Origin of the sequence: Acinetobacter sp. MYb10 (genome assembly GCF_002980175.2) — a bacterium.
Classification (GTDB): domain Bacteria; phylum Pseudomonadota; class Gammaproteobacteria; order Pseudomonadales; family Moraxellaceae; genus Acinetobacter; species Acinetobacter guillouiae.
On sequence record NZ_CP058272.1, the window covers coordinates 3,375,174 to 3,399,688 of the forward strand.

General features: G+C 41.4%; 36 protein-coding genes and 1 pseudogene. 31 read left to right on the top strand and 6 right to left on the bottom strand.

Features of this window, described 5'->3' with window-relative positions; translation table 11 throughout:
* Positions 1–101: 101 nt before the first annotated feature.
* Positions 102–977 (top strand): acyl-CoA thioesterase, encoded by an 876-nt coding sequence (locus CQZ96_RS15700; protein ID WP_004725658.1) that lies wholly within the window; start codon positions 102–104, stop codon positions 975–977.
* Between the two features lie 151 nt (positions 978–1,128).
* Entirely contained in the window at positions 1,129–2,367 is a 1,239-nt protein-coding gene (locus CQZ96_RS15705; RefSeq protein ID WP_004725660.1) for a dicarboxylate/amino acid:cation symporter, read from the top strand.
* 101 nt (positions 2,368–2,468) lie between these two features.
* Here the strand turns inward: CQZ96_RS15705 and CQZ96_RS15710 are convergent, their stop codons facing one another.
* The 6 genes from CQZ96_RS15710 to CQZ96_RS15735 form a co-directional block, all read right to left on the bottom strand.
* The gene (locus CQZ96_RS15710) at positions 2,469–3,416 is read right to left on the bottom strand and encodes a metal-dependent hydrolase (RefSeq protein WP_056512178.1); all 948 of its coding nucleotides are present in this window, start codon (positions 3,414–3,416) and stop codon (positions 2,469–2,471) included.
* 136 nt (positions 3,417–3,552) lie between these two features.
* The gene (gene yihA, locus CQZ96_RS15715) at positions 3,553–4,410 is read right to left on the bottom strand and encodes a ribosome biogenesis GTP-binding protein YihA/YsxC (RefSeq protein WP_056512180.1); all 858 of its coding nucleotides are present in this window, start codon (positions 4,408–4,410) and stop codon (positions 3,553–3,555) included.
* A gap of 123 nt (positions 4,411–4,533) precedes the next feature.
* A complete protein-coding gene (locus CQZ96_RS15720) occupies positions 4,534–4,977 on the bottom strand; it encodes an RrF2 family transcriptional regulator (RefSeq protein WP_105714582.1) in 444 nt (147 codons plus the stop codon).
* Between the two features lie 94 nt (positions 4,978–5,071).
* Positions 5,072–6,280, bottom strand: a complete 1,209-nt coding sequence (gene hmpA / locus CQZ96_RS15725; RefSeq protein WP_105714581.1) for an NO-inducible flavohemoprotein — start codon at positions 6,278–6,280, stop codon at positions 5,072–5,074.
* Positions 6,281–6,587: 307 nt separating this feature from the next.
* A complete protein-coding gene (locus CQZ96_RS15730; protein WP_105714580.1) occupies positions 6,588–8,147 on the bottom strand; it encodes a helicase HerA-like domain-containing protein in 1,560 nt (519 codons plus the stop codon).
* A gap of 306 nt (positions 8,148–8,453) precedes the next feature.
* A complete protein-coding gene (locus CQZ96_RS15735; protein WP_105714579.1) occupies positions 8,454–9,644 on the bottom strand; it encodes a PLP-dependent transferase in 1,191 nt (396 codons plus the stop codon).
* Between the two features lie 180 nt (positions 9,645–9,824).
* Between CQZ96_RS15735 and CQZ96_RS15740 the strand changes: the two genes are divergently transcribed.
* The 29 genes and pseudogenes from CQZ96_RS15740 to rplQ all read left to right on the top strand — a co-directional run bounded on the left by CQZ96_RS15740 (position 9,825) and on the right by rplQ (position 24,383).
* Positions 9,825–10,550: a type 1 glutamine amidotransferase gene (locus CQZ96_RS15740; RefSeq protein ID WP_004725673.1), complete on the top strand. Its 726-nt coding sequence runs from the start codon at positions 9,825–9,827 to the stop codon at positions 10,548–10,550.
* 274 nt (positions 10,551–10,824) lie between these two features.
* Positions 10,825–11,136, top strand: coding sequence for a 30S ribosomal protein S10 (rpsJ, locus tag CQZ96_RS15745; protein ID WP_004725677.1), 312 nt, complete (start codon positions 10,825–10,827; stop codon positions 11,134–11,136).
* 61 nt (positions 11,137–11,197) lie between these two features.
* Positions 11,198–11,836 (top strand): 50S ribosomal protein L3, encoded by a 639-nt coding sequence (rplC, locus tag CQZ96_RS15750; protein ID WP_004816868.1) that lies wholly within the window; start codon positions 11,198–11,200, stop codon positions 11,834–11,836.
* An 11-nt stretch (positions 11,837–11,847) separates the two neighbouring features.
* Entirely contained in the window at positions 11,848–12,450 is a 603-nt protein-coding gene (gene rplD / locus CQZ96_RS15755) for a 50S ribosomal protein L4 (protein WP_004816870.1), read from the top strand.
* Entirely contained in the window at positions 12,447–12,767 is a 321-nt protein-coding gene (rplW, locus tag CQZ96_RS15760) for a 50S ribosomal protein L23 (protein WP_004725684.1), read from the top strand. The genes rplD and rplW overlap by 4 nt, the downstream gene beginning before the upstream one ends.
* A gap of 11 nt (positions 12,768–12,778) precedes the next feature.
* A complete protein-coding gene (gene rplB / locus CQZ96_RS15765; protein WP_004725686.1) occupies positions 12,779–13,603 on the top strand; it encodes a 50S ribosomal protein L2 in 825 nt (274 codons plus the stop codon).
* Positions 13,604–13,622: 19 nt separating this feature from the next.
* Positions 13,623–13,898 (top strand): 30S ribosomal protein S19, encoded by a 276-nt coding sequence (gene rpsS / locus CQZ96_RS15770; RefSeq protein WP_004281508.1) that lies wholly within the window; start codon positions 13,623–13,625, stop codon positions 13,896–13,898.
* 9 nt (positions 13,899–13,907) lie between these two features.
* Entirely contained in the window at positions 13,908–14,237 is a 330-nt protein-coding gene (gene rplV, locus CQZ96_RS15775) for a 50S ribosomal protein L22 (RefSeq protein ID WP_004816873.1), read from the top strand.
* A 1-nt stretch (position 14,238) separates the two neighbouring features.
* Positions 14,239–15,055, top strand: a pseudogene (gene rpsC / locus CQZ96_RS15780) (30S ribosomal protein S3).
* A complete protein-coding gene (gene rplP / locus CQZ96_RS15785) occupies positions 14,995–15,408 on the top strand; it encodes a 50S ribosomal protein L16 (protein ID WP_004725694.1) in 414 nt (137 codons plus the stop codon). Before rpsC ends, rplP begins: the two are co-directional and overlap by 61 nt.
* Positions 15,408–15,605: a 50S ribosomal protein L29 gene (rpmC, locus tag CQZ96_RS15790; RefSeq protein WP_004725696.1), complete on the top strand. Its 198-nt coding sequence runs from the start codon at positions 15,408–15,410 to the stop codon at positions 15,603–15,605. Before rplP ends, rpmC begins: the two co-directional genes overlap by 1 nt.
* Positions 15,602–15,859: a 30S ribosomal protein S17 gene (rpsQ, locus tag CQZ96_RS15795; RefSeq protein WP_004725698.1), complete on the top strand. Its 258-nt coding sequence runs from the start codon at positions 15,602–15,604 to the stop codon at positions 15,857–15,859. The genes rpmC and rpsQ overlap by 4 nt, the downstream gene beginning before the upstream one ends.
* Positions 15,860–15,951: 92 nt before the next feature.
* Positions 15,952–16,320, top strand: coding sequence for a 50S ribosomal protein L14 (gene rplN, locus CQZ96_RS15800; RefSeq protein WP_004725701.1), 369 nt, complete (start codon positions 15,952–15,954; stop codon positions 16,318–16,320).
* Between the two features lie 11 nt (positions 16,321–16,331).
* The gene (gene rplX / locus CQZ96_RS15805; RefSeq protein ID WP_004725703.1) at positions 16,332–16,649 is read left to right on the top strand and encodes a 50S ribosomal protein L24; all 318 of its coding nucleotides are present in this window, start codon (positions 16,332–16,334) and stop codon (positions 16,647–16,649) included.
* A gap of 16 nt (positions 16,650–16,665) precedes the next feature.
* Positions 16,666–17,202, top strand: a complete 537-nt coding sequence (gene rplE / locus CQZ96_RS15810; protein ID WP_004725705.1) for a 50S ribosomal protein L5 — start codon at positions 16,666–16,668, stop codon at positions 17,200–17,202.
* A 9-nt stretch (positions 17,203–17,211) separates the two neighbouring features.
* A complete protein-coding gene (gene rpsN, locus CQZ96_RS15815) occupies positions 17,212–17,517 on the top strand; it encodes a 30S ribosomal protein S14 (protein ID WP_004725707.1) in 306 nt (101 codons plus the stop codon).
* A 13-nt stretch (positions 17,518–17,530) separates the two neighbouring features.
* Positions 17,531–17,926, top strand: a complete 396-nt coding sequence (gene rpsH, locus CQZ96_RS15820) for a 30S ribosomal protein S8 (RefSeq protein ID WP_004725709.1) — start codon at positions 17,531–17,533, stop codon at positions 17,924–17,926.
* Positions 17,927–17,939: 13 nt separating this feature from the next.
* Positions 17,940–18,473 carry a 50S ribosomal protein L6 gene (rplF, locus tag CQZ96_RS15825; RefSeq protein ID WP_004725711.1) on the top strand — a complete coding sequence of 178 codons (534 nt, stop codon included), beginning with the start codon at positions 17,940–17,942 and terminating at the stop codon, positions 18,471–18,473.
* A 14-nt stretch (positions 18,474–18,487) separates the two neighbouring features.
* Entirely contained in the window at positions 18,488–18,838 is a 351-nt protein-coding gene (gene rplR / locus CQZ96_RS15830; RefSeq protein ID WP_004725713.1) for a 50S ribosomal protein L18, read from the top strand.
* Positions 18,839–18,840: 2 nt separating this feature from the next.
* The gene (rpsE, locus tag CQZ96_RS15835) at positions 18,841–19,338 is read left to right on the top strand and encodes a 30S ribosomal protein S5 (RefSeq protein WP_004725715.1); all 498 of its coding nucleotides are present in this window, start codon (positions 18,841–18,843) and stop codon (positions 19,336–19,338) included.
* 6 nt (positions 19,339–19,344) lie between these two features.
* Positions 19,345–19,521 carry a 50S ribosomal protein L30 gene (gene rpmD / locus CQZ96_RS15840; RefSeq protein ID WP_004725717.1) on the top strand — a complete coding sequence of 59 codons (177 nt, stop codon included), beginning with the start codon at positions 19,345–19,347 and terminating at the stop codon, positions 19,519–19,521.
* Positions 19,522–19,524: 3 nt separating this feature from the next.
* Positions 19,525–19,965, top strand: a complete 441-nt coding sequence (rplO, locus tag CQZ96_RS15845; RefSeq protein WP_004725719.1) for a 50S ribosomal protein L15 — start codon at positions 19,525–19,527, stop codon at positions 19,963–19,965.
* Positions 19,966–20,010: 45 nt separating this feature from the next.
* On the top strand, positions 20,011–21,330 hold the full coding sequence (gene secY / locus CQZ96_RS15850) for a preprotein translocase subunit SecY (protein ID WP_171066869.1): 1,320 nt from the start codon (positions 20,011–20,013) through the stop codon (positions 21,328–21,330).
* Positions 21,331–21,351: 21 nt separating this feature from the next.
* Complete coding sequence (gene rpmJ, locus CQZ96_RS15855; RefSeq protein ID WP_000867907.1) at positions 21,352–21,468, top strand: 50S ribosomal protein L36; 117 nt, start codon at positions 21,352–21,354, stop codon at positions 21,466–21,468.
* 107 nt (positions 21,469–21,575) lie between these two features.
* Entirely contained in the window at positions 21,576–21,932 is a 357-nt protein-coding gene (gene rpsM, locus CQZ96_RS15860; RefSeq protein ID WP_004725722.1) for a 30S ribosomal protein S13, read from the top strand.
* 19 nt (positions 21,933–21,951) lie between these two features.
* On the top strand, positions 21,952–22,338 hold the full coding sequence (rpsK, locus tag CQZ96_RS15865; RefSeq protein ID WP_001040166.1) for a 30S ribosomal protein S11: 387 nt from the start codon (positions 21,952–21,954) through the stop codon (positions 22,336–22,338).
* A 12-nt stretch (positions 22,339–22,350) separates the two neighbouring features.
* The gene (rpsD, locus tag CQZ96_RS15870) at positions 22,351–22,974 is read left to right on the top strand and encodes a 30S ribosomal protein S4 (RefSeq protein ID WP_004725725.1); all 624 of its coding nucleotides are present in this window, start codon (positions 22,351–22,353) and stop codon (positions 22,972–22,974) included.
* 17 nt (positions 22,975–22,991) lie between these two features.
* On the top strand, positions 22,992–23,999 hold the full coding sequence (locus CQZ96_RS15875) for a DNA-directed RNA polymerase subunit alpha (RefSeq protein ID WP_004816876.1): 1,008 nt from the start codon (positions 22,992–22,994) through the stop codon (positions 23,997–23,999).
* An 18-nt stretch (positions 24,000–24,017) separates the two neighbouring features.
* On the top strand, positions 24,018–24,383 hold the full coding sequence (gene rplQ / locus CQZ96_RS15880; protein WP_004281488.1) for a 50S ribosomal protein L17: 366 nt from the start codon (positions 24,018–24,020) through the stop codon (positions 24,381–24,383).
* Positions 24,384–24,515: the final 132 nt, after the last annotated feature.

Below are 24,515 nucleotides of genomic sequence, written 5' to 3' on the forward strand. Positions count from 1 at the left end.
ATGTTTCTCTCAGGACTTATGGCAAAATAGAGTTAAATCTCTAAAATATGGATACTTTGTTCTATCCATTGGAATGAAGTCAGTATATAGAAAGGTCACTTATGAATGCTTTAACCCAAGAGCTTGTAGAGCTTTTAACCCTTGAAAAACTTGAAGAACATATTTTTCGTGGTCAAAGTCGAAATTTAGTTGGTAAGCGTGTTTTTGGTGGGCAAGTTTTAGGACAAGCACTGCGGGCAGCATCATATACCGCTGATCGCCCCGTACATTCTTTACATGCATACTTCCTATATGGCGGTGATATCAATGCCCCAATCATTTATGAGGTTGATCGGTTACGTGATGGCAAAAGCTTCTTAAGTCGTCAAGTACGTGCAATCCAGCATGGGCGTACCATTTTTTCTGCAATGGTGTCATTTGCAACACCTGAAGAAGGCTTGAATTATCAAATTGCTGAGCCAGAATATCCGGCACCTGATGAATTAAAAGCTGAGCAAGAGCTTAAAGAAAATTTAATCAGTTTTATCCCGGAAAATATTCGCGCTGCATTTATGCGTCCACGTCAGGTAGAAATTCGTCCGATCAATGTGACCAATCCATTTCAACCACAACCTGAAGCGCCGTCTTATGCACATTACTTGCGTACGCATGAGCCATTAGCTGCAGAACAGGCGGATGATATTTCCTTAAATCAGGCAATTGTTGCGTTTTATTCGGACTATACCTTGATGATGACTGCTTTGCGCCCACATGGTCTCAATTACCTCTCGCCAAGTTTACAATGTGCCAGTATCGATCATACGATCTATTTCCATAAACCAGTAAAAGCAGATGATTGGATGCTTTACGATATGGATGCAACAGTTAGTGCAAATTCACGCGGTCTGAATTTTGGTCGTATGTGGCAAAATGGCGAATTGGTTTGTAGTACGGTGCAAGAAGGTTTGATGCGAGTACGTGAAATCGAAAACCAATAAGATTTTATACTGATACTCAAATCCTAGAAATAAGCCATCACCTATGATGGCTTTTCTATTTTTTAGCAGAGCTTGTGACAAAAAAATGCTCGATTCTAAATAACTTCAATGGCATAGTTCAACGTGTAAATATTTATAATAGTCAGCGAAGATGAGTTTAAATACCCAAATTTTTATTGCAGCCATTCTTGGTGTGGCATTTGGATTTTTATTAAATCAATTCCCCAATACTCAATTTTTAGATGCCAGCATTTATGGTTTGAGCATCGCCAGTAGTATTTTTATTGGTTTATTGAAAATGCTTTTGGTTCCCCTTATTTTTAGTTCAATCTTGGTGGGTGTTTCAAACTTAGAAGCGGGCAGTCAACTCAGTCGAGTTTGGAAAATAACCTTGGCTTGTTGTGTGACCACAACGACATTGGCACTTATTCTCGGTTTAGCCTCGACACATCTATTCAATGTAGGACAAGGTGTGGACATTGCAATGTTTCAAGATGCAATGAATCAACATAAAAGCCCAGATTCACTGACACCCAGCTCGTTTTTAACCAATTTTATTCAAAATACTCTCATCAATCCATTTAAAGCATTTAGTGACGGCAATGTTTTGGCAGTCGTGCTGTTTGCTTTGTTATTGGGTTTGGCACTGGTACATGGTGGAGAGCGTTTTAATTCAATCAAACAACTGGCGCGTCAGTTTTTTGACATCATGATGATGTTAGTGGGTTGGGTGATGAAAGTTGCGCCAATTGGTATTTTTGCTTTGATGGCAAAGCTGATTGCAACAGAAGACATCTCTATTTTAAGCCGTCTTGCTGAGTTTGCTATTGTTGTTACGGGAACCACGATATTTCATGGTGTTGTGGTTCTGCCATTATTGTTATGGATCTTTGGAAAAATGGATCCGATTACCTTTTTTAAAGGAACGCGTGCAGCATTAATTACAGCATTTGCAACCAGTTCAAGTTCTGCAACCATGCCTTTGAGTTTAAAGTGTACTCAAGAAAATTTAGGTGTACGTCCACAAATTGCAGGCTTTGTGATTCCTTTCGGTTCTCAGTTGAACATGGATGGAACAGCACTTTATGAAGCAGCAGCAGCGCTTTTTATTGCTAATTTAATGGGTTTAGAGTTATCAATTACCCAACAAGTGATTGTCTGTCTGACTGCGATGATTGCTTCATTGGGCGCACCGGGTATTCCAAGTGCGGGCATGGTCACCATGATCATGGTGCTACAATCTGTGGGATTACCAGCAGAGGCAATTGCGATTCTTCTGCCAATTGATCGTATTCTCGATACTGTACGTACCGTAGTGAATGTACAAGGGGATATGATGATTAGTGTGGTTGTTGACCGAAATACCAAAGATATGGAAAGTCCAACTTAGTGCATGGTTAGGATCTTGTTCTAAAAGATTGACCCAAAAAAAGCAGGATCTAAATCCTGCTTTTTTTATTTGATTTCAGTATTGATTAGTTTTAACAGTTATTATGCTGCAACTCTAGGCAATGCACGTTTTGCTGCAGGGGATTGATCCAAATAAGCAATTGCATCTTCTGTTTTAGCTTCATGTACTGGATCATACCAAGGCATTAAATAGCCCAATTGCTGTGAAACCAACCATAATGGATGTGGCATTAAGCGATTATCTGATTGTGCGATACTCGCCCATTCACGCCAAATCCAAGGCTTATAAAAAGCAGGCTTTTTATCTGCATAACGTGGGTCTTGTCCCATGATATGTGCAGCACCATCAACCCATAAGCCCAATACAGCGGCAATCACGATAACACTTTGATAATAACGAGAAATATAACCACCGCCCAAATGGCGATAAAGATCAAAAGCCACTGTACGGTGTTCAATCTCTTCGGCACCATGCCATTTGACTAAATCAAGCATATTTGGATCTGCACCCAATTCCGCCCATTTTTTATTATAAAGCGCATATTTACCCAACACACATGTCATATGTTCAACAGTGGCGACGATACCTAAGCGGAACAAATCCCATTGATGATCGAGGACTTTGGGTACTTTAAAGCCGAGTGGTTGATCTGCAAGTAATTTGCCAAACAAGAAATCCATAATCTCAAGATTACGTTGAATATCAATATTACGCACAGTTAAGTATTCTTTATTTGCCGAAGCATGTGCTTGAGCATGCATCGCTTCTTGGCGGATAAAGGCACGAACATCTTCAGCTAATTTTTCATCTGTGATTTTGGGTAAAACACGATTGTATAAACGGCAAAACCAAAATTCACCTGCTGGAAGAATATTGTTAATTTCATTGATAAAGTAGCTGACAAATGGCTGATTTGGAATCCAATCGACAGGGGTATCTTGCCATTCAAATTTCACTTTACGTGGTTTGATGTGGTACTGAATAGACGATCCAATCCGACTGTTCTTTAATTTAGCGAGTAACTTCATCACAGTGTCCTAATTTTTCTTTGGTGATTTCACACTTTATTATTCAAGTATAAAAAAATGTCCTAAATAGTTATTAGCAATTTAGGACATTCCAGTATCAATATGTGATGAATTTTGTTAGACAAGACTTTTTTATTTATACTTGTGGATTTTCATCTACATTTCCATCAATATTTTCACTATTGAATTCGGATTCTTGGTCTTGATCAATGAACTCATCATCCAAATCATCTTCAGTGGCTTCAGGAATTGCATCAATATCAAAATCTAAAGTTTTGTCTAAGGTGTAATTTAAGCGACCTGCCATAATTGACGCAAGTTCTTCTAGGCCTTGTTTATTGAGTGATGAAAACAGTTGTATAGAAAAATTCAACTTCATTTTCTTCAATTGTTGTTGTACATCTAACAATACTTTACTGGCAGGACCACGGTTGAGTTTGTCGGATTTAGTCAACAGTACATGCACAAACAAGTGACGTGAATATGCCCACTCCAACATCATCACATCGAAGTGTTGTAAAGGGTGGCGAATATCCATGAGTAGAACCAGACCTTGTAAACTTTTTCGATGAATCAAATAATTCTCAAGTTCTTTTTGCCAGACAATTTTCATTGCTTCAGGTACAGCCGCATAACCATAACCTGGTAAATCGACAAGGCGCTGATCTGGATTACCTAAACTAAAAAAGTTAATCATTTGCGTACGGCCAGGTCTTTTCGACGCGCGTGCCAATTGCTTTTGATTGGTCAATGCATTGATAGCACTTGATTTTCCTGCATTTGAACGGCCTGCAAAGGCAACTTCATAACCAGTATCTTCTACACAAAGATTCAGTTTAGGCGCACTCATTAGAAATTCAGCTTTACGCAACCAGTTCAAAGATGAAGTTGAGTATTCTGAAATCGCAGGATCAGCCTTTTTTTCATAACTGATTTTTTGTTTAGGGGCGCTTGAGGTCTTACTATTTTTAGACTTTCCACTGCTGCGATGCATATTTCAACTTCAATAAACGGATAAACAAAGTGCATTATAAAGGAAGTCGGAGGTTCAAGCGAATTTTGATCGTGTTAACTGAAATATTGGCTATTAAGATGCTGGGCGATGAGCTTTTGTGACTTAAACATTGAGATTGGGAATAGGCGAGTTTACGATCTTTGGATGTTGTGGTGGCGCATTGAGAACATCGGCAATAGTATAGTGATCTAGGCTTTGATAAAACTGTTCAACGGCCTGATCTAAAATACCCTTTAAGCCGCAGCGTGGACGTAGCACACAAGGTGGCGTATTGCACTCTACAATTTGTGCATCACGTTGGAGAATTCGTACAATATATCCTAAGCGAAATTCTAAGATATCTGGGTTTAAGCGCAAACCACCGCCTTTACCTCGTGTGGTAATCAACCAACCTTGTTTTCCCATAAAATGCACAATTTTGACCAAGTGATTTTCTGAAACATGTAAATCTTCTGCAATTTCAGCAATCGTATAAGGCACATCTTTTGGAGGCGCGATGTACATTAAGATGCGCAGGGCATAGTCGGTAAATTTATTTAGTTGCATGTAGGCTGCTCATCTATGGGTAAAGATGTATCTCATCCTGAAATAAATAAGGCCAGTCTATCATAGACCAGCCTTATAAAGAACGGATGTAGATTTAGATACCTGCACCACCCGTACCAAACGCTTCACTATGAATTTGTTCAGGTTTAATACCACGAGCCACCAATGCTTGGTGTTGTTGTTGCATAAATGGTATTGGGCCACAAAGATAATAATCAGCATTGGCTGGGAGTAGTGCTGTATCAACCGTTGCCAAGTCTAAACGACCAGCCACATCATAGTCCTCACCTATAATATCACCGCTATGTGGGAACTCATAAGCTGTAAATGTACTGAGACGTGGGAATTTAGTTTTTTGCTCTTGAATATGTTGTTTCATCGCATGTACTTGGCTACTGCGACATGCATGAATAAAGCTAGCCGGTTGAGGCATGTCTAAAGTCACCAATTGGTTAAGCATTGCAATCATTGGGGTTAAACCTACACCCGCACTAATGAAGACATTACGTTTGCTACTATCAATCAGGTAGAAGTTACCTGTTGGGGCAGATACTTCAATTTCTGAACCTTCAGCTAAGCCATGTAAAGTGTTTGATACCCAACCACTTGCTAATTCACCTTTTTCATCTTCACGTTTAACTGAAATACGTAAATAATCTGCTTGTGGACTTGTCGACAGTGTGTATTGACGTGGTTGTTTTAAGCCTAGCGCTTCAACAAATACGCGCACTGAAATATATTGACCCGCTTCATATTTAGGTAATGCGCCACCATCAACTGGTGCAAGATAGAAAGAGGTAATTTCTTCGCTTTCATTCACTTTTTTAGCGATTTTAAATTTACGCCAGCCTAACCAGCTGCCTTGAGTTTGTTGGTGCTGCTCATAAATCGCTTTTTCAGTACTGATAAATAGATCGGCCAATTGCCCATAAGCTGCAGCCCATGCGTCAATCAATGGATCTTCCATCGAAATAGTTAATACTTCACTAATTGAATGTAATAGGTTTTCACCGACAATGTTGTAATCAGGTGCTTGAATATTCAGACTGACATGTTTATGGGCAATCAGTTCAACCACAGGCAAAAGTACTGAAGGATCTTCAATATTTTCAGCATATGCTAAAACAGCACCAGCCAAGGCTTGAGCCTGCGCACCACTACGTTGATGCCCCATGTTAAAGGTTTCTTTTAATTCAGGATTATTGCCGAGCATACGGTTATAAAAATAACCAGTAAGTGCTACACCATTTTCGCGAAGAACAGGAACTGTTGCTTTTACAAGGTCAATTTGCTGCGGAGTCATTGTTGATCTCTCTTGGCTGTCATTTATAAGATGTATTTAAAATATACCTTATAAAATGTATTTGCAATACACCTTTAAGAAAAACACATAAAATAATTATGGTTTATTTTGAATTTAAGCTTTATTGATTGAAATCATTGAATTTATTTTTAAGCTTTTTTAGATGAATTTTTTGAATAAGTTTTTAGATATGTTTAGCGGGCTTGATAAGCGGGATAAGCGAATAAAAACATAAGCAAGAACATGCGCTATAAAATGAGGAATAAAAAAGGAGCGCTAACGCTCCTCATATTTGTGTTTAAAAGAATTAACGCCCACCAAATAATGAACCTAACAAACCGCGGACCAGTTTTTGCCCTGTAGGACCGCCTAAGGTTCTTGCGGCACTTTTAGCAAAAGTTCCGATCACATCTTGAGTTAGTTTGGCACGTGCAGCTGCAGCTTTTGCTTCCTCTTTTTCTAAGCGTTCTTGCTCTTTGGCTTGTTGCTTATCGAGAGTCTGTTGTTGCTTTGTGAGCTCTTCTAATTGCTTGGCTTGTTGTGCCACTGCATCAAAAGCCACCTGTTGTTGTGAGCTATCAGAAACTTTACGTTGTAGCATTTCATAAGCGCTATCACGATCCACTTCATTGTCATAAACACCCGCAACAATACTTTGCGCCATCAATGCTTTTCGTTCATCTAAAGTAATTGGGCTAAATGATGAGTAGGGTGGCATCACCATCGCTCGTTCAACCACTTGAGGTGTACCTTGTTCATCTAAGCAACTAATAAGCGCTTCACCGACAGCCAGTTCTGTAATTGCTTGATCTACTTTAAACTCTGGATTAGCGCGGAAGGTATCAGCCGCAGTTTTTACTGCTTTTTGATCTTTAGGGGTAAACGCGCGTAAGGCATGTTGTACACGGTTGCCCAGTTGTCCTAAAACATTTTCTGGGATATCTAATGGGCTTTGTGAGATGAAATAAATTCCGACACCTTTAGAGCGAATTAGACGGACCACTTGTTGAATTTTTTCTTGTAATGCTGGGCTGGCATTATCAAAGAGCAAATGCGCTTCATCAAAAAAGAACACCAATTTTGGCTTATCTAAGTCACCGACTTCAGGTAACTTTTCAAATAATTCTGAAAGCATCCAAAGCAGGAAGGTCGCATAGAGCTTTGGTGTGTTCATCAGCTTATCCGCAGCCAATAGGTTGATATAACCATGCCCATTGGCATCAGTTTGGATAAAATCCATAATATCAAGGCTTGGCTCACCAAAGAAACGTTGACCGCCCTGATCACCTAAGGCCAATAGATTGCGCTGAATAGCACCTAAACTTGCAGGTGAGAGATTGCCGTATTCTGCTTTTAAAGCAGCCGCATTTTCACTGACATAGGTCAGCATGGCTTTTAAATCTTTAAAATCAATTAACAGTAAGCCTTGATCATCTGCAACACGGAACACCGCTGAAAGCACACCTTCTTGAGTGTCATTTAAATTCAGCATTTGCGAAAGTAACAGTGGGCCAATTTCAGAGACTGTGGTACGGATCGGATGTCCTTGCTCACCAAATAAATCCCAAAAAATAGTCGGTGACGCAGCAAAAGGAACACTGTCTACTCCTAAGCTTTTAATGCGTTCTTCGAACTTAGGATTGGTTGAACCTGCTTTGGCTATACTGGAAACATCCCCTTTGGCATCGGCAAGAAATACAGGTACACCAATCCGTGAAAAACTTTCAGCAAGCACTTTAAGGGTAATGGTTTTACCTGTACCTGTGGCGCCTGCAATTAAACCATGACGGTTAGCAAATTGTGAGTGTAATACAATATCTTGTGTTGTATCTGAAGTTTTTTTTGCGATGACGATTGGTGTGCCCATTGTTATTCCTATAGCTTTAATTTGAGTTTGGATGTTCTTCATCTGACTCAATATTTATATCATTGTTGTTATACAAAATTGCATTAAATGATGATGTTGTAAATCTGTTTTTATTGTTGAATATGAATGTAGGGGGAGTGCGGATTATGTCTTGAAATGCACAGGAAATAAGTGAAATCTAAAAATGATCTTTCCACTTAATAATCTCCGCTATTAATCGTGTTTAGATGTGAGTATAGGGCCCTTGCCATCACTTGATATAGCAGAGACCCAGATATTATGTATTAAGTATGCTTACTTGAAATATTAAGCCTGAATGACTTGAAGTGCTTTTTGAATATCTTGGATTAAATCGTCTGGATGTTCTAAGCCAATACAGAAACGAACCAATAGACCTTGCTGTAGATGTGCGCGTTCTAAATGACGCATGTCAGTCAGATTATAAATCATAACTAAGCTGACAGGACCGCCCCAACTAAAACCAAGTTTAAATAAAGATAAATGATCACAAAACTTTCGGATTTTGTTTATATCAAACTCAGGTTTAAAAATAACACTAACAAGACCAGCACTTTGTCCTGTTTGGCAGGTTTGGTTCCAATAGGTATGGCTTATATTGTCAGAATCCGCAGGGTGTAAAACTTGGGCAAACGCATTTTGATTCTTTAACCAATTTAAAATCTTTAGAGCACTTTGAGACTGATGCTCATAACGAATTTGCATTGAGGCCAAACTGCGTTGTACTTGTGCAGCATCATCACCTGAAATCGCGATACCTTGAATGGCGTGCATACGGAACAGCTTATGATGTAAAGCTTTATCTTGAGTGACCACAGATCCCATTAAAATATCACCACCACCACTCGGGTATTTGGTTAAGGCGTGTACACTGATATCTACACTTAAATGTTCATGACTAAAATTAAAGGCATTAAACGCTAGGCCAGCTCCCCAGGTATTGTCCAAAGCCGTGAGGATATTTTTTGCTTTGGCTTTTTTGACTAAATTAACAAGATCAGGAAATTCAAGTGTGACTGAACCTGCGGCTTCTAACCAAATCAGTTTGGCATTTTCATTGGGTTGGAATGTGTCTGCATCGATAGGATTATAAACTTGAACGATAATGCCATAACTTTTTTCAAGATGACGTAGATGTTCCATGTTGGGACCATAGATATTGTCTGCAACCCAGACTTCATCTCCATGACTTAAAAAACATGAATTGACTAGATTAATCGCAGATAAACCACTAGGTGCAAGTAAACAATATTCACCACCTTCTATTTGGGCAATGTGATCGCCTAAGGTAAACGTTGTCGGTGTGCCATGTGTGCCGTAACTATAGTCATAACGATCTGTCCAATGGCGATTAAATAGTGCATCGGTATTTTCAAATATAATTGTTGACGCACGAAATAGGGGAGGCTGTATTGTATTTATATATTGTGGTGCTTTACGAGAAGAATGAATTAAAGCAGTAACTGGTTTTTGTTTCACAGGAATACTCAATTTTTGTTAATAGCTGGACTAAAGTAAGCAAAACATAATCGCTCAGTGACGAAAAGCAATAAATTGTGAAAAATAATAAATAAAATTGATATTGGCTTCATTTTTGCATTTATCCAACTATGTTTTGTGATTTGTAGCGTAATTGATACAACAAGAATAGGTGATAACATGAAAAAACTTAAAGTGCATTATTTTCAGCATATTGCAGGTGAAGGCTTTGGTAGCTGTTATGAGTATTTAAAAGCAATGGGCGCAGAAATTACTGCAACAGAATTTTTTGCTTTACCCACAGATTCACAATTAGAAATAGAAGCTTTGCCGCATGTCAATGATGTGGATTTACTCATCATTATGGGTGGGGAGATGAGTGTAAATGATGAAGCCAACTATCCTTGGTTAAAGGTCGAAAAACGATGGATACGCCGTTATTTGGCTTCGGAAAAGCCCGCAATCGGCCTGTGTTTGGGTGGGCAGTTGATAGCCAATGCTCTAGGTGCCAATGTTCGGCGTAATACTGTGCAAGAGATTGGCTGGACCTTGGTTAATAAAAGCAACCATGTGCCAGAAGGTTATTTCCAATTGCCTGAGCGGGTCAATGTCATGCAATGGCATAGTGAGACCTTTGATATTCCTAAAGGCGCAATTCGTTTGGCGGAGAATCCAGCATGTCCCAACCAACTTTATCAAATTGGCAAAAATGTATTGGGGTTTCAGTTCCATCCAGAAATCACCCCGCATAGCCTAAAAATCTTCATTGAGCATGAAGAAGAAGATATGGTGTTTAGTGGAGTACACAGTCAATCATTATTGAAGCTAAAAAAATCGCAACAAACGGATTATGTGATTGGGAATCAGTTGCTCAATCATGCGATTGACTACGTTTTAAGGGTTTAAGCTGGTGTTTAAATAATAAGCGCTTTATTTATAATTAATTACTCAAAAAAAGGTAAAAATGTCCAAATAAGTTTGCTTAAGTGTTAAACAATCGTTATAATGAGCGACCCTCCGATATGGTGGGGTGAATGGCGAAGAAAGTCATTCAGATCGTTACAGTCGTGGCATCGATCACGACCTTAGTGATTTTCACTGCCTTTGACACTTACCTTATTTAGTGGGGTGAGATGCGTCAAGGGTGATTCTTTATATATTTGGCTTGGAGTTAACTGGTATGTCTAACCAGAGAATTCGTATCCGTCTTAAGTCTTTTGATCATCGTTTAATTGATCAATCTTCTCAAGAGATCGTAGAAACAGCAAAACGTACTGGCGCACAAGTGTGTGGTCCAATTCCGATGCCTACTCGCATCGAACGTTTTAACGTTTTAACATCACCACACGTGAACAAAGATGCGCGTGACCAATATGAAATCCGCACATATAAACGTTTGATCGACATCGTTCAACCTACAGATAAGACTGTAGATGCGTTGATGAAGTTGGATCTTGCAGCTGGTGTTGATGTTCAGATCGCATTGGGTTAAGGCTTTCGGTTAATTAACGCTCTATAAGTTAATTAGGCCGCTTTTTTAGAGGTTTATGCACATGGCTATTGGTTTAGTCGGTCGCAAGTGCGGTATGACACGTATCTTTACAGATGCTGGTGTTTCTGTGCCTGTAACAGTGATTGAGGTTGATCCTAACCGTATCACTCAAATCAAAACGCTTGAAACTGATGGTTATCAAGCGATTCAAATCACTACTGGTGAACGTCGCGAATCTCGCGTAACAAATGCTCAGAAAGGTCACTTTGCGAAAGCTGGTGTTGCTGCTGGTCGTTTAGTTAAAGAATTCCGCGTTGCAGAAGCTGATCTTGAAGGTCGTGAAGTTGGTGGCACTATCGGTGTTGATTTGTTCGCAGTAGGTCAAGTTGTTGACGTTACTGGTCAATCAAAAGGTAAAGGCTTCCAGGGTGGTGTTAAGCGTTGGAACTTCCGTACGCAAGATGCTACACATGGTAACTCAGTATCTCACCGTGTAATTGGTTCTACAGGTCAAAACCAGACTCCTGGTCGCGTGTTCAAAGGCAAAAAAATGCCTGGTCACTTAGGTGATGATCGCGTAACTGTACAAGGTCTTGAAATTGTATCTATCGACGCAGAACGTTCAGTTCTTGTTGTTAAAGGTGCGATTCCTGGTGCTACTGGTGGCGACGTTATCGTTCGTCCTACGATCAAGGCCTGAGGGGAAATAACGTGAATTTAAAAACTGTTTCCGGCTCTGCTGTTGAATTGTCTGAAGTTGCTTTCGGACGTGAATTTAATGAAGCTCTTGTACACCAAGTTGTTACAGCTTATTTAGCTGGTGGTCGTCAAGGCTCTAAAGCTCAGAAGTCACGTGCAGACGTTTCTGGCGGTGGTAAAAAACCATTCCGTCAAAAAGGTACTGGCCGCGCTCGTGCTGGTTCTATTCGTAGCCCAATCTGGGTTGGTGGTGGTAAAACTTTTGCTGCTCGTCCACAAGATTGGTCTCAAAAAGTAAACCGCAAAATGTACCGCGGTGCAATGCAATGTATCTTAGCTGAACTTGTTCGCCAAGATCGTCTTGTATTGGTTGAAGAGTTTGCAGTTGAAGCTCCAAAAACTAAAGAATTGCTTGCAAAACTAAACGGCTTGAACGCTACTCGCGCATTAATCGTTACTGAAGCTGTAGATGAAAATCTATATTTAGCTGCTCGTAACCTTCCACACGTTGATGTGGTTGATGCTGCTGGGATCGATCCTGTTGGCTTGATCGCGTTTGATAAAGTTGTTATGTCTGTTGCGGCTGCTAAGAAGATTGAGGTAGAACTCGGATGAACAACGAACGTATCTATCAAGTCCTAAAAGGGCCTGTTTTTTCAGAAAAAGCACAAGTTCTAGGCGAAACTGCTGGTGTTCAAGTTTTTAAAGTTGCTATCGATGCAAACAAACTTGAAATCAAAAAAGCAGTAGAGCAATTATTTGGTGTAGAAGTTGTTAAAGTTAACACGACTATCACTAAAGGTAAGACTAAACGCTTTGGTAAAACATTAGGACGTCGTTCTGATGTTAAAAAAGCATACGTCACCCTGAAAGCTGGCCAAGATGTTGAAATGGCTGACTTGGGCGATACCGCTGAAAGCACAGCGGAATAAGGACGAAAATTATGCCAATTCAAAAATGTAAGCCAACGTCTCCAGGACGTCGCTTTGTAGAGAAGGTGGTTCATAATCATCTTCACAAAGGCGCGCCTTATGCACCGTTGGTTGAAGCTAAAAAACGTACTGGTGGTCGTAATAATAACGGTCACATTACAACTCGTCACGTTGGTGGTGGTCATAAACAAAACTACCGTATCGTTGACTTCAAACGTAACAAAGACGGCATCCCTGCTGTAGTTGAACGTATTGAATACGATCCTAACCGTACATCACATATTGCTTTATTGAAATATGCTGACGGTGAACGTCGTTATATTATTGCTGCTAAAGGCTTACGTGCTGGCGATAAAGTACAATCTGGTAACGATGCTCCAATTCGTCCAGGTAACTGCTTACCGCTTCGTAATATGCCTATCGGTTCTACATTACATAACATTGAGCTTAAAATCGGTAAAGGTGCACAATTAGTGCGTTCTGCTGGTACTTCTGCTCAGTTGTTGGGTCGTGACGGTTCTTACGCAATTATTCGTCTTCGTTCAGGCGAAATGCGTAAAGTACACGTTGAATGTCGCGCTGTGTTAGGTGAAGTATCTAACTCAGAAAGCAACCTTCGTTCACTTGGTAAAGCAGGTGCTGCACGCTGGCGTGGTGTTCGTCCTACCGTTCGTGGTATGGCGATGAACCCAGTTGACCATCCACATGGTGGTGGTGAAGGGCGTAACAAAGGTATTCAACCTGTAAGCCCATGGGGTCAAAAAGCTAAAGGGTACAAAACTCGTACCAATAAGCGTACGACTAAGATGATCATTCGCGACCGTCGCGTTAAGTAACAAGTAAAGGAATCTGACAATGCCTCGTTCTCTGAAAAAAGGCCCATTCGTCGATGCGCACTTGTTCGCTAAGGTTGAAGCGGCTATCGCGGCTAATAACCGTAAGCCGATCAAAACTTGGTCGCGTCGTTCGATGATCCTCCCGGATTTTGTTGGTTTAACAATTTCTGTACATAATGGTCGTAACCATGTTCCAGTGATCGTATCTGAACATATGGTTGGTCACAAACTCGGTGAATTCGCGCCAACTCGTACCTATCGTGGTCACGGTGTTGACAAGAAGTCTAAACGTTAAGGTGCTATGATGGAAGTTACTGCTAAATTACGCGGTGCCGCTATCTCGGCACAAAAAACTCGTTTGGTTGCAGACCTAATCCGTGGCAAATCTATTGCTCACGCGCTTAATATCTTAAACTTCAGCAACAAAAAAGCTGCAGTTGTAGTGAAAAAAGCATTGGAATCTGCAATTGCAAACGCTGAACACAATAACAGTTTAGATGTAGACGACCTTAAGGTTACTACGATTTACGTTGATGAAGGCACTAGCCTTAAACGTATTATGCCACGTGCTAAAGGCCGTGCAGATCGTATTACTAAGCGTACTTGTCACATTACCGTTAAGGTAGGGGTTTGATATGGGTCAGAAGGTTCATCCAATCGGTATCCGCCTTGGTGTTGTAAAACGTCATAACGCCAACTGGTATGCGAGTCCGAAACAATACGCTGAATACTTGCTTAAAGATCTTCAAGTTCGTGAGTTTTTAACTAAAAAACTTAAAAGCGCGATGATCAGCAATATTCTTATCGAACGTCCTACAGGCGCTGCTAAGGTAACAATTAGCACTGCTCGTCCAGGTATCGTTATCGGTAAAAAAGGCGAAGACATTGAGAAATTACAGCGTGAACTTACCAAGATTATGGGTGTTCCAGCGCAAGTAAGCATCAACGAAATCGATCGCCCAGACTTAGACGCTCGTTTAGTTGCTGAAGCAATTGCTTCACAATTAGAGAAACGTGTAATGTTCCGTCGTGCTATGAAGCGTGCGGTTCAAAACACTATGCGTGCTGGTGCTAAAGGTATCAAAGTTGAAGTTTCTGGTCGTTTAGGTGGTGCAGAAATTGCACGTACTGAATGGTATCGTGAAGGTCGTGTACCTTTACATACACTTCGTGCTGACATCGACTATGCAACTATGCGCGCTGAAACTACTTACGGTACGATTGGTGTTAAAGTTTGGATTTTCCGTGGTGAGATCTTAGGTGGCATGAAACAAGTCATGAACCCTGCTCCTGCTGAAGAACGTCCAGCTAAACGCGGTCGCGGTCGTGGTGAAGGTCAAGAGCGTCGTGGTCGTCGCAATGATCGTTCTGCTGAAAAAGGAGAATAATCCATGTTGCAACCTAAACGTACTAAATTCCGTAAGGTGCAAAAAGGCCGTAACACTGGTCTAGCGCATCGTGGTAGCACAGTATCTTTCGGTACAATCGCACTTAAATCTGTTGAGCGTGGTCAAATGACTGCTCGTCAAATCGAAGCTGCGCGTCGTACAATTAGCCGTCGTGTTAAACGTGGTGGTAAGATCTTTATCCGTGTTTTCCCAGACAAACCAATTACTGAAAAACCATTAGAAGTTCGTATGGGTAAAGGTAAAGGTTCTGTGGAATACTGGGTTTGCCAAATCAAACCAGGTAAGATCTTGTACGAAATGGATGGTGTTAGTGAAGAATTGGCACGCGAAGCGTTTACGCTTGCAGCTGCTAAGCTTCCATTTAAAACCACTATCGTTACTAAGACGGTGATGTAATGAAAACTAAAGATCTACGTGAAAAATCGGTAGAAGAGTTGGCAGCTTTGCTTGATGAGCAACAGCTTAACCAATTCCGTCTTCGTATGGCGAAAGCAACTGGTCAATTGGGTAAATCGCATGAAGTTGCGTTAACTCGTAAGACTATTGCTCGTATCAAGACCCTCCTTACCGAAAAACAGGGGAACGCACAATGAGTGAGCAAACAGTTCGCACGTTAACAGGCAAAGTAGTAAGTGACAAAATGGACAAGTCTATTGTTGTACTTATTGAACGCCGCGTTCAACACCCGTTGTATGGCAAATCAATCCGCCGTTCAACAAAATTACACGCTCATGATGAGAACAACACTGCTAAAACTGGCGATGTTGTAACCATTAAAGAAAGCCGCCCAATTTCAAAAACTAAAGCTTGGACTTTAGTGGAAGTTATTGAAGCAGCTGCTGAGTAATTAGACGTTCTTGTTGCATCATCGGTCAATTTCGAGTACTCTTTGAGCCTTTCGAAATTGCGACCGGTGATGCTCGGTTTTGGAGTAGGGCAATGATTCAGACCGAAAGTATGCTAGACGTAGCAGACAACAGTGGTGCTCGCCGCGTACAATGTATTAAAGTACTTGGTGGTTCACATCGTCGTTATGCTTCTGTTGGCGACATTATTAAAGTTACTGTAAAAGAAGCAATTCCGCGTGGCCGTGTTAAAAAAGGTGACGTGATGAATGCAGTTGTAGTTCGTACTAAATTCGGTATTCGTCGTCCAGACGGTTCTGTGATCCGTTTCGATGATAATGCTGCAGTTATCTTGAACAACAACAAGGCTCCGATTGCCACTCGTATTTTCGGACCAGTGACTCGTGAACTTCGTACTGAACAGTTCATGAAAATCATTTCATTGGCTCCTGAAGTTCTATAATAGAGGCAATCATGGCTAAGATTAGAAAAGGCGATCAAGTAATTGTGATCGCAGGTAAAGAAAAAGGCAAACAGGGTACTGTTTTGTCTGTTTCAAATGACCAAGTTAAGGTTGAAGGCCTTAATTTAGTTAAGAAGCATCAAAAGCCGAACCGTGCAACAGGTGCTGAAGGCGCTATTGTTACACAAGAAGCTTCGCTTCATATTTCAAACGTGGCAGTTTTTAATGCTGCAACCCAAAAGGCTGACCGTGTTGGTTACCAAGTGATTGAAGGCGTGAAAACTCGCGTTTACAAATCAAATGGTGAATCAGTGGCGGTAGCGAAGTAATAGGTTGAACTAGGCTATGGCCAGACTTAAAACACGTTATAACGACGAAATCCGAGCTAAGTTGAAAGAAGAACTTGGTTTGGGCAATGTGATGGAAATTCCTCGCATTACTAAAATCACCATCAACATGGGTGTTGGTGCAGCTTCAGCTGACAAGAAATTGTTAGATGGCGCTTTGGCGGATATGCAAGCTATTGCTGGTCAAAAACCAGTTCTTACATTAGCGCGCAAATCAATCGCTGGTTTTAAAATCCGTGATGGTTGGCCGATTGGTTGTAAAGTAACTTTACGCGGCGAACAAATGTACGAATTCTTAGACCGTTTGATCTCTATCGCTATCCCTCGTATTCGTGACTTCCGCGGTTTTTCTGCGAAATCATTCGATGGTCGTGGTAATTATTCAATGGGTCTCAAGGAACAAATTATGTTCCCTGAAATCGATTTTGATAAGATCGATCGTATTCGTGGTATGGATATTACTATCACTACGACTGCTCGTACTGATGACGAAGGCCGTGCGCTAATCCGTGCATTCGGCTTCCCGTTCAAATAAGAGGTCGATATGGCTAAGAAAAGTATGATTAATCGCGAATTGAAACGCGAAACTACAGTTGCTAAATACGCTGCAAAACGTGCTGAATTAAAAGCTACGATTGCAAACGTAAATGCATCTGATGAAGAACGTTTCGAAGCGATGATGAAGTTACAAGCATTACCACGTAATGCGTCTCCAGTACGTCTTCGTAACCGTTGTGGTTTAACTGGTCGTCCTCATGGTTACTTCCGTAAGTTCGGCTTAAGCCGTAACAAATTACGTGACACAGTAATGCAGGGTGATGTACCGGGCGTTGTTAAGGCAAGCTGGTAAGGAGCGACTATAAATGAGTATGCAAGATACCGTTGCCGACATGCTAACACGTGTTCGTAACGCACAAATGGCAAAGAAACAAACTGTTTCTATGCCTAATTCTAAGTTGAAAGTTGCAATTGCAAACGTACTTCAACAAGAAGGTTACATTTCAAATGTAGAAGTTGCTGATCTTGAAGGCAAAGCTACTTTGACAATTACTTTAAAATATTTTGAAGGCAAACCAGTTATCGAAACTGTGAAACGCGTAAGCCGTCCAGGTCTACGTCAGTATCGCGGTAAAGATGCACTTCCGAGCGTTAAGCAAGGTTTAGGTATTGCAATTGTTTCTACAAGCAAAGGCATCATGACTGATCGCGCTGCACGTGCTGCAGGCGTTGGTGGTGAAGTTATTGCTTTTGTTTCTTAATAGGTGATTCCTCATGTCTCGTGTGGCTAAAGCCCCAGTAACTGTACCTAACGGTGTAGCAGTTACTCAGAACGGCCGGCAGGTCGAAGTGAAAGGCAGCAAAGGTACGTTGTCTTTCAACCTGCATGCGCTGGTCGAGCTTAAACAGGAAGAAGGTCAACTTCATATTGCTCCAGTTAAAGAATCTCGCGATTCTTGGATGCAAGCTGGTACTGCTCGCGCTGTTCTTAATAACCTTGTAAAAGGTGTTAATGAAGGCTTCGAACGTAAGTTACAACTTATCGGTGTTGGTTATAAAGCTGCGGTTAAAGGTACAGTTGTGAACCTTAACCTTGGTTATTCTCACCCGATTGATTACGCTCTTCCTGAAGGTGTAACTGCTGAAACTCCGACTGCTACTGAAATCATTTTGAAATCAGCTAACAAGCAATTGTTAGGTCAAGTTGCTGCAGAAATCCGTGGTTATCGTCCACCAGAGCCGTATAAAGGTAAAGGTGTTCGCTATTCTGACGAAGTTGTTCTTCGTAAAGAAGCTAAGAAGAAATAAGGCGCGAGGTTCTTATGAACGAAAAGAAACAATCCCGTTTGCGTCGTGCGAAAAGCACACGCTTGCACATTCGTGCATTGGGTGCGACTCGCTTGTGTGTAAACCGCACGCCGCGTCACATCTATGCTCAAGTTATTTCTGCAGATGGTGGCAAAGTATTAGCGCAAGCTTCTACTTTGGATGCATCTTTACGTAGCGGAACTACAGGTAATGTAGATTCAGCTACTAAAGTAGGTGCTTTAATCGCAGAACGTGCAAAGGCTGCTGGTGTAACTAAAGTTGCATTTGACCGTTCTGGTTTTAAATATCATGGTCGTATCAAAGCCTTGGCTGATGCTGCTCGTGAAAACGGCTTGGAGTTCTAATCATGGCTAAAGTTGAACAAAACGAAGGTCTTGTTGAAAAGCTGGTTGCCGTTGATCGTGTAGCCAAAGTTGTTAAGGGTGGTCGTATCTTCTCTTTCACAGCATTAACTGTTGTGGGTGATGGTAATGGTCGTGTAGGTTTTGGTCGCGGTAAAGCGCGTGAAGTTCCAGCTGCTATTTCTAAAGCACTTGAAGCTGCACGCCGCAACATGATCACTGTTGATCTTGTTGATGGTACTGTACAACATCCTATTCATGCTCGTCATGGCGCTAGCCGTGTTTACATGCAACCTGCATCTGAAGGTACTGGCGTAATCGCTGGTGGTTCTATGCGCGCAGTTTTAGAAGCTGCTGGTGTACGTAACGTATTGACGAAATGTTATGGTTCTACTAACGCGGCTAACGTTGTAAATGCAACTTTTAATGGTTTACGTGATATGACGTCTCCTGAGAAAGTTGCTGCTAAACGTGGTCTTTCAGTAGAACAAATTTTAGGGTAATCAATCATGAAAACGATTAAAGTTACCCAGACTAAATCTTCTTCGCATCGTTTGAAAAATCACAAACTTTGCCTACAAGGTTTAGGTCTGCGTCGTATTGGTCATACAGTAGAAGTAATAGATACACCTTCTAACCGTGGTATGATCAACAAAGTCTACTATATGGTTAGTGTAGAGGAATAAGCCATGACTCTGCGTTTAAATGAGCTTGCACCTGCTGAAGGTGCAAAACGTGATAATCGTCGTTTAGGCCGTGGTATCGGTTCTGGTGTCGGTAAGACTGGTGGCCGTGGTGTCAAAGGTCAGAAATCACGTAAAAGTGGTGGCGTTCGTCCAGGCTTTGAAGGTGGTCAAACTGCGTTATATCGTCGTTTACCTAAATTCGGTTTCACAAGCCAATTGGCTTTGAAAACTGCTGAAGTACGTTTGTCTGAACTTGCTAAAGTTGAAGGTGATATTATTTCACTTGAAACTTTGAAAGCTGCGAATGTTGTACGTAAAGATATGTTGCGTGCTCGTGTTGTTCTTTCTGGTGAAATCACTCGTGCATTCACTGTTCAAGGTGTTGCATTGACTAAAGGCGCTAAAGCTGCTCTTGAAGCTGCTGGCGGTAAAGTCGAGGAGTAATCGCGAGTGACTATGTCTCCTAGTTCTTCAGGTCATGTTAACATGATGAAAGGTCAACCATTTCATGTGAAATATCGTGAAATTATTCGCCGATTAATGTTCTTGATTGGTGCATTGGTAGTCTTTCGACTAGGAGCGCATATTCCGCTGCCAGGTATTGATAATGTTGCTCTAGAACGTTTTTTCAAAGCTAATGAAGGTACTTTTTTAGGTTTGTTTAACATGTTCTCGGGTGGAGCATTAGAACGAATGTCCATTCTGGCGTTAGGTATCATGCCGTACATTTCTGCATCTATTATTGTGCAGTTAATGTCGACCGTGGTGCCTTCGTTAGAAGCATTGAAGAAAGAAGGCGAGCAAGGTAAGCGTAAGATTAATCAATATACGCGTTACGGCACCCTTTTACTTGCATTAGTCCAAGGTATCGGGATGTGTGCTGGTCTAATCAGTCAAGGTATTACTTTGACTTCAGGACTGGCTTTTTACATTCCAGCGCTAACATCGTTAGTTGCAGGTACCATGTTCTTAATGTGGTTAGGTGAGCAAATTACTGAACGCGGTGTTGGTAACGGTATCTCAATGATTATCTTTGCAGGTATTGTTGCTGGTTTACCAAACTTAGTGATCCAAGCATTTACTTCGGTAGATAATGGCCAATCAAGTTTAATTGGTTTGGCTATCTTTGGATTGCTATCAGTTGCTGTTTTAGCAGCGATTGTGTTTATTGAAAAAGCTCAACGTCGTATACCTGTGAACTATGCTCAAAAACAGCAAGGTCGTCGTGTATTCACTGCACAGCAAACGCATTTGCCATTGAAGATCAACATGGCAGGGGTTATTCCAGCAATTTTCGCAAGTTCGTTATTGTTGTTCCCTGCAAGTTTAGGTCAATGGTTAGGCAGTGCTGATCCAAATGCAGGAATTGTAAAACGTAGCCTACAAGATTTGGCATTGGTATTATCGCCTGGACAACCGTTGTATTTAGTGCTCTTCGGTGCGTTAATTATCTTTTTCTGTTATTTCTATACGGCGCTTGTTTTTAGCCCGAAAGAAGTATCAGAGAACTTGAAACGCAGTGGAGCTTATGTACCTGGTATTCGCCCAGGTGAGCAAACTGCTCGTTACTTAGATCATATTCTTAATCGTTTGACGTTTATTGGTGCAATCTACATTACAGTCATCTGTTTAATGCCGATGATTTTACAAAGTTCTTTTGGTATTCCATTCCATTTGGGTGGTACCTCATTACTTATCGTAGTTGTTGTTGTTATGGACTTTATGGCTCAGCTTCAAGCCCATTTGACATCACATCAGTATGACGATCAATCGTTAATGAGAAAAACGACTGCTCATCCTAAGGGATAAGCGCACTTAGAAGGTTTCATCATGAAAGTACAAGCTTCTGTAAAGAAAATTTGTGGTAGCTGTAAAGTTATCCGTCGTAATGGGGTTATTCGCGTAATTTGCAGCGCAGAACCTCGTCATAAGCAGCGTCAAGGTTAATTTAATTAAGACCTGTTGATTTCAGTAGGCTAATTAGGTTATTATCCGCCCCTCAAGATTTTTGTGGGGCGGTTGATTATCTCTACTGCCTTTTTGGAGAAATTTGAATGGCTCGTATTGCCGGTGTAAACATTCCGGATAACAAGCATGCTGTTATCTCTCTCACGTATATTTTTGGTATTGGCCGCCACACAGCTAAAAACATTTTAGCTGCTGCAGGTATTACGACTACTACTAAAATTCGTGAATTAGATGATGCTCAGCTTGATGCGATTCGTGCAGAAGTTGCTAAGGTTCCGACCGAAGGTGACTTACGTCGCGAAATTTCTATGAACATTAAACGTTTAATGGATTTAGGCTGCTACCGCGGTCTTCGTCATCGTCGCAGCTTGCCTGTTCGCGGACAACGCACCAAAACTAACGCACGTACCCGTAAAGGTCCGCGCAAACCTATTAAGAAATAAGATTTCTGGAAGCTAAAAGATGGCTAAAGATACTCGCACACGCAAGAAGGTCACTCGTACCGTCTCTGAAGGTGTTGCACACATTCACGCTTCTTTTAATAACACCATTGTTACGATTACTGATCGTCAAGGTAATGCATTGGCTTGGGCTACTTCAGGTGGACAAGGCTTCCGTGGATCACGTAAATCAACTCCGTTTGCTGCTCAGGTAGCTGCTGAAGTTGCTGGTAAAGCTGCTTTAGATTACGGTTTGAAAAACTTGGACGTCCTTGTAAAAGGTCCTGGTCCAGGTCGTGAATCTGCGGTTCGTGCATTAGGTGCAGTGGGTTATAAAATTAACAGCATTACCGACGTGACACCGATTCCGCACAACGGTTGCCGTCCACCTAAAAAACGTCGCGTGTAAGGAGAAACATTCATGGCTCGTTATATTGGTCCAAAATGCAAACTCTCTCGCCGCGAAGGGACAGACCTGCAATTAAAATCTGGCGTTAAACCATTTGACGTCAAAACAAAAAAATCTGCTAAAGCTCCTGGTCAACATGGCCAAAGCCGTGCTAAACAATCAGAGTATTCACTACAATTACGTGAAAAACAAAAAGTACGTCGCATGTACGGTGTTTTAGAGCGTCAATTTAGTAACTACTACAAAGAAGCTGCTCGTGTTAAAGGCGCAACAGGTGAAAACTTGTTGAAATTGCTTGAAAGCCGCCTCGATAACGTTGTTTATCGCATGGGTTTTGGTTCTACACGTGCAGAAGCTCGTCAGCTGGTATCTCACCGTTCAATCACTTTAAATGGTCGTCGTGTTAACATCGCGTCTATCCAAGTTAAAGCGGGCGACGTGATTGCAGTTCACGAAAGCGCTAAACAACAATTACGTATCAAAAACGCAATTGAATTAGCTGCTCAACGTGGAACAGCTGCTTGGATTGAAGTAGATCATTCAAAACTTGAAGGTACATTTAAAGCTGCACCAGATCGTTCTGATTTACCTGCTGAAATCAACGAAAGCTTGATTGTAGAATTGTATTCTAAATAATCCTTGAGGTAGCAATAATGACGCGTACTGCAAACGAGTTTCTAACTCCGCAAGCGATCAAGGTCGAAGCGGCAAGCGGGACCTCGGCAAAAGTGATTCTTGAACCATTAGAGCGTGGCTTTGGTCATACTCTTGGTAATGCTTTACGTCGCATCCTTTTGTCTTCTTTACCTGGCGCAGCCGTGGTTGAAGTAGAGATAGAGGGTGTCGAGCACGAGTACAGTACTTTAGAAGGCTTGCAGCAGGACATCGTCGAGCTCTTGCTGAACCTAAAAGGATTGTCTATTAAGCTGTTCGATCAAAACGAAGCATATTTGACATTGGAAAAACAAGGTCCTGGCGATGTAACTGCTGCTGACCTTCGTTTACCACATAATGTTGAAGTGGTTAACCCTGAACATCTGATTGGTACTTTAAGTGCTTCAGGCTCATTAAAAATGCGCTTGAAAGTTTCTCAAGGTCGTGGTTATGAAACTTCTGACTCACGTTTCCCTGAAGGCGAAACGCGTCCTGTAGGTCGTCTACAGTTAGATGCTTCTTATAGCCCGATTAAACGTGTGTCTTACACAGTTGAAAATGCTCGTGTAGAACAACGTACTGACCTTGATAAGCTCGTCATTGATCTTGAAACGAATGGAACTGTAGATCCTGAAGAAGCTATCCGCAAAGCGGCAACAATCTTGCAACAACAAATTGCAATTTTTGTTGATCTTCAGAAAGATCAAGCTCCAGTTGCTCAAGAGCCACGTGAAGAAGTTGATCCAATCTTGCTTCGTCCAGTTGATGATCTAGAGCTTACTGTTCGTTCTGCTAACTGTTTGAAAGCAGAAAATATTTACTACATTGGTGATCTAGTACAGCGTACTGAGGTTGAGTTGCTTAAAACTCCTAACCTTGGTAAAAAATCGCTTACTGAGATCAAAGATGTTCTGGCTTCTAAGGGCTTACAGCTCGGCATGCGTTTAGAGAACTGGCCACCAGCTAGTCTCCGTATGGACGATCGTTTCGCCTATCGTAGCCGTTAATTAAGTAGGACTATCACCATGCGTCATCGTAATAGTGGTGTGAAATTAGGCCGTACCAGCAGCCATCGTAAAGCGATGTTTCAAAACATGGCTAATTCTTTGTTTGAGCATGAGTTAATTAAAACTACTGTGCCTAAAGCAAAAGAGTTACGTCGTGTAGCTGAGCCTTTAATCACTTTAGCTAAAAACGATACTGTAGCAAACCGTCGTTTGGCGTTTGCTCGTACTCGTTCAGCAGCAACAGTTGGTAAATTATTTACCGTTCTTGGCCCTCGTTACAAAGAACGTAACGGCGGTTATCTACGTGTTCTTAAAGCTGGTTTCCGTGCAGGTGATGCTGCACCGATGGCTTATGTAGAACTTGTGGATCGTGAAGTAAACTAATTACTCACGTCACAGAACAATCGGTTGTTCGAAAAAGGTCGGTGTTTCACCGGCCTTTTTTTATGCCTTTTTGTTGGACAATTTATGGTTTTGTCCCAAATTGACTTAAATTTCGTCAGAAAAATGCAAACT